At 70.0% G+C, this 4,803-nt stretch carries 4 protein-coding genes, 1 tRNA gene and 1 pseudogene; 4 read left to right on the plus strand and 2 right to left on the minus strand.

All coding sequences use genetic code 11. The features are described 5' to 3' along the window. A partial coding sequence (locus DW299_RS09045) for a diacylglycerol/lipid kinase family protein (RefSeq protein ID WP_136036382.1) occupies window positions 1-883 on the minus strand: 883 nt, incomplete at its 3' end. 56 nt (window positions 884-939) lie between these two features. On the opposite strand from DW299_RS09045, the gene serS reads away from it, so the two are divergent. From serS to DW299_RS09065, 4 genes are all read left to right on the plus strand, one after another. Beyond that, complete coding sequence (serS, locus tag DW299_RS09050) at window positions 940-2,244, plus strand: serine--tRNA ligase (RefSeq protein WP_136036383.1); 1,305 nt, start codon at window positions 940-942, stop codon at window positions 2,242-2,244. Then, window positions 2,241-3,062, plus strand: coding sequence for an HAD family hydrolase (locus DW299_RS09055; protein WP_136036384.1), 822 nt, complete (start codon window positions 2,241-2,243; stop codon window positions 3,060-3,062). Before serS ends, DW299_RS09055 begins: the two co-directional genes overlap by 4 nt. 42 nt (window positions 3,063-3,104) lie before the next feature. After that, window positions 3,105-3,189 (plus strand) — tRNA-Ser (locus DW299_RS09060). Between the two features lie 52 nt (window positions 3,190-3,241). Continuing rightward, the gene (locus DW299_RS09065) at window positions 3,242-4,471 is read left to right on the plus strand and encodes an LCP family protein (protein ID WP_136036385.1); all 1,230 of its coding nucleotides are present in this window, start codon (window positions 3,242-3,244) and stop codon (window positions 4,469-4,471) included. Window positions 4,472-4,613: 142 nt separating this feature from the next. On the opposite strand, the pseudogene DW299_RS19005 reads toward DW299_RS09065, so the two are convergent. Continuing rightward, window positions 4,614-4,803: pseudogene (locus DW299_RS19005) on the minus strand (hypothetical protein); the annotation flags it as partial.

Raw genomic sequence — 4,803 nt, forward strand, 5'->3', positions numbered from 1 at the left:
GACGCTCTTCCGATCTCGCCTCGGCCGCCGCGCCGCGGAAGTAGTGCACCGAGGCGTCCGTGCCGCGGCGCTCCAGCACGAGGCGTCCCGCGCGGAAGCGGCGCAGCACCGAGTTGTCCCACCAGATCTTGCGCCACACACCCAGCCAGCCGAGCACACCGGTCGGCTGGATCACGGCGACGTCGAGTGCGGCATCGGTGATCGACGCGTCGGGGATCAGTGAGATGCCGGCGGGCAGCGTGCCGCAGTTCGCGAACAGGATGCTGTGGACCTTGGTGGAGTGCAGGCGCCCCTCACCGATCTGGTAGACGGCGCGGAACGGCTGGGCCCGGGGGAGCGATCGCGCAGCACCGTCGACGTACGCGATCCACCCGACCGATCGCTTCAGGTCGGAGCGCGTGTTCGCGATCATGTCGGCGTCCAGGCCGATGCCGGCGAGCACCACGAAGGCATGCTCGACCTCCTCGCCGTCCGCGCGGGTGAGCCGTGCCCAGCCGATGTCGATCGGGTGGCGGAAGTCGCCCAGAGCGGCACGGATCATCTCGGCGGGGTCGGTCAGCGGCAGTCCCAGGTTGCGCGCGAGGAGGTTGCCGGTGCCGCTCGGCAGGATCGCGAGCGGCACCCCGGTGCCGGCGATGGCCTCCGCGACCGCGCGCACCGTGCCATCGCCGCCCGCCACCAGCACCACGTCCACACCACGGGCGAGCGCCTCGGCCGTGGCTCCCTGCCCGGCGTCGTCGACCGTCGTCGGGTAGAACGCCGGGTGCTGCCAGCCCGCCTCGCGGCACAGGTCTCGAACCTGCGCCCGCAGCCGCTTCCCGTCCACTTTCACCGGGTTGTACACGAGTGCCGCCTGCGAGGTGACAGGGGGGCTCGTGCGCATGGCGCTACTCTAGACCGGCAGCCGAGGGGCTCCGCCGCACCTCGTAGACTTGCGGAATGATCGACCTCGCACTCCTCCGCGAAAACCCGGAGATCGTCCGCCGTTCGCAGGCTGCCCGTGGCAACGACCAGAGCACCGTCGACGTCGCACTCGAGGCCGATCGATCGCGCAGGGCCGCGCTCGCCGCGTTCGAAGAGCTGCGTGCCGAGCAGAACGCCTTCGGCAAGCAGGTCGCCAAGGCCCCCAAGGAGGAGAAGGCGGCGCTCGTCGCCCAGGCGAAGGACCTCGCCGACCGCGTGAAGCAGGCGCAGCACGCCGCGAACGAAGCCTCGGAGCACGCGGCCGCGGCCCTCGCGCGCATCGAGAACGTCGTGATCGACGGTGTGCCGGCGGGGGGCGAGGAGGACTTCGTCGAGCTGCGTCGGGTGGGCGACGTCCCGGCGTTCGACTTCGAGCCCCGCGACCACCTCGAGCTCGGGGAGCTGCTCGGCGCGATCGACATGGAGCGCGGCGCGAAGGTCTCCGGCGCGCGCTTCTACTTCCTGCGCGGGATCGGCGCCCGGCTCGAGATCGCCCTCATGAACCTCGCGCTCGACACGGCGCTGCAGAACGGCTTCGTGCCGATGATCACGCCCACGCTCGTGCGGCCGGAGATCATGCAGGGCACCGGCTTCCTCGGCGAGCACGCGGACGAGGTGTACCACCTCGACAAGGACGACGACCTGTACCTGGTCGGCACGAGCGAAGTCGCGCTCGCCGGCTACCACAAGGACGAGATCGTCGACCTGTCCGACGGCGCCCTCCGCTACGCGGGCTGGTCCACGTGCTACCGCCGCGAGGCGGGATCGCACGGCAAGGACACCCGCGGCATCATCCGCGTGCACCAGTTCAACAAGCTCGAGATGTTCGTCTACACCTCGGCCGAGGACGCGGAGGCCGAGCACCTGCGGCTGGTCGCGCTGCAGGAGCAGATGCTCACCGCGCTCGGCCTCGCGTATCGCGTGATCGATGTCGCCGCTGGCGACCTCGGTTCGAGCGCCGCGCGCAAGTACGACATCGAGGCGTGGGTGCCCACCCAGGGTGCGTTCCGCGAGCTCACCTCGACCTCGAACTGCACGACCTACCAGGCCCGGCGCCTCGACGTGCGGTACCGGCCGCCGGTGGAGGAGGGGGCGTCCGCGACGAAGACGCAGCACGTGGCCACGCTCAACGGCACGCTCGCGACCACCCGGTGGATCGTCGCCCTGCTCGAGACGCACCAGCAGGCGGACGGCTCCGTGCGGGTGCCCGAGGTGCTGCGCCCCTACCTCGGCGGACTCGAGGTGATCCGCCCGCTCGCCGACGCGCAGGCCGCCCGGTGAGCGCGCCCTGGCTGGTCGGCCTCGACGTCGACGGCACGATCCTGCTTCAGGACGAGACCATGAGCCCCGGTGTGCCGGAGGCGATCGCCCGCGTGCGCGACGCCGGACACCTGGTCACGATCGCGACGGGGCGCAGTTGGATGGGGACGCAGCGCTACGTGGAGGAGCTGGGTCTCACGGCGGATCTCGTCGTCTGCTCGAACGGCGCAGTGACGATGCGGCGCGTGGGCGACCGGTGGGAGCGCTGGCACGTCGAGACCTTCGACCCGACTCCCGCGCTGGCTCTGCTCCGTGACCGCCTCCCGGACGCGCGATACATGGTCGAGCTCGGCTCCGGACAGCGGCTCTTCACCGAGCAGCTCGACGACTGGACGCTCGACGGCGGACGGCAGGTCGACTTCGACCGGCTCGGCGATCTCCCGGTGTCGCGCATCGTGGTCGTCTCGCCGGATCACGACGAGGACGACTTCCACCGGCTCGTGGCCGACGCGGGGCTCAACGAGGTGTCGTACGCGATCGGCTGGACCGCCTGGCTCGACATCGCTCCGCAGGGCGTCGACAAGGGAACGGCGCTGGAGCGGGTGCGCGACGAGCTCGGACTGCAGCGCGACCGCGTGCTGGTCGCGGGGGACGGTCGCAACGACATCGGGATGTTCGGCTGGGCCCTCGCGGGCGGGGGCCGTGCGGTGGCGATGGGGCAGGCGCCGGACGAGGTGAAGGACGCCGCGGGAGAGGTCACGACCGACGTCGAAACGGGGGGCCTCGCGACCGCACTCGACACGCTTCCAGCGCCCGCCCAGGTCGACGCACGAGAATAGAGTTCGGCTAGACTCACGCCTGGTCGGCAGACGTATCTGTCGGGAGGGTTGTCCGAGCGGCCGATGGAGCTGGTCTTGAAAACCAGTGGGCAGAGATGTCTCGTGGGTTCGAATCCCACACCCTCCGCATACCGAGCACGGCGAACCCTCCACGCCGTGCCGAATCCGAAAGGGCCCGAGTGAGCGACAACCGACGCCGTCATACCCTCGCGCGACACGGTCAGCAGCACACCCCCGGCACCCTGGGTCAGCTGATGAAGTTCATCGCGATCGGCCTGGCCGTGGTGCTGGTCAGTGGCATCGGTGTCGGCACCTACATCTTCTACGACTTCTCCAGCACGGTCTCCGCGAACGCGGTCGATCTCGACGGTCAGGAAGACGTTCCGCCGGACATCGGCGAGTACAAGGGTGGTTTCAACCTCGTTCTCACGGGCGTGGACACGTGCGAGGAGAAGTACAAGGATCTCTTCGGCGATCGCTGCACGGGTCGCGACGCGGGGGGCACGCTCAACGATGTGAACCTGCTGGTCCACGTCTCGCAGGAACCTCGGCGGATCACGGTGGTCAGCTTCCCGCGTGACCTCATGGTGCCGATCCCCGAGTGCGAGGACGAGGACGGCAACGTCCACTCCGCCATGAGCAAGCAGCCGCTCAACACCGCCTACACCGACGGCGGCCTCAACTGCGTCGTCCAGACGATCTCGCGGCTGACCGACCAGGAGGTGCAGTTCGCGGCATCCGTCACGTTCGGCGGCGTGATCGAGATCACCAACGCGATCGGTGGTGTGGAGGTCTGCCTGGCCAACCCGATCAAGGACCGCTACACGGGCCTCGACATGGAGGCGGGCACGCACTGGCTCCAGGGCCTCGAGGCGCTGCAGTTCCTGCGCACCCGGCACGGCGTCGGCGACGGCAGCGACCTGGGGCGCATCGGCAACCAGCAGCAGTACATGTCGAGCCTCGCGCGCGCCCTGATCAGCAGCGACACCCTCGGCAACGTCCCGGTCATGCTGAAGCTCGCCAACATCGGCCTCCAGAACCTCGAGACCAGCACGTCGCTCGCCGATCCGATGAAGATCGCGCAGATCGCGCTCGCCGTGAAGTCCGTTCCCTTCGAGGACATCGTGTTCCTCCAGTACCCGACGAACCAGGACAGCGCCGACCCCAACAAGGTGGTTCCGAACACGCAGGCGGCTGACGTGATGTGGGATGCGATCGAGAAGAACGCCCAGCTCCAGGTCACGCATCAGAACACGAGCAACGACGGGGTGATCGTGGCGGAGCCCACCACCCCGGTGGAGGCGACGCCCGATCCCAACGCGACGCCGAGCGACGTGGTGGCGCTGCCCGACAGCATCAAGGGCAACTCGGCCGCGCAGCAGACCTGCTCCAACGGCAACGTGCGCTGACGCGCCAGGCGTCGTCTCTGCGCGCGGCCGGGCGCGGACCTGTCCGCCCCAGAGGGATCGAGGCTCCAGCCGGCACGCACGAGGGCGGGGACGAGGTCGTGAGACCTCGCCCCCGCCCTCGTGTGTGGGGCGGTGCCCGGGGTCAGCGCGCGCGACGTGTGCGCGTGACGTGCGCTGCCACGAGCCCGGCGCCGATGAGCGCGAGCACCGTTCCGCCGGTGAGGACCCAGGGCGACGTGCTGCCGCCGGTGGTCGCGAGCGATCCGGCGCTCGGATCGGCCGGAGCCGCCGGATGCGCGGGCGTGCCCGGGGTGCCGGGGTCGGCCGCGCAT

This window comes from Microbacterium sp. K35 (assembly GCF_004794375.1).
Taxonomy (GTDB): Bacteria; Actinomycetota; Actinomycetes; order Actinomycetales; family Microbacteriaceae; genus Microbacterium; species Microbacterium sufflavum.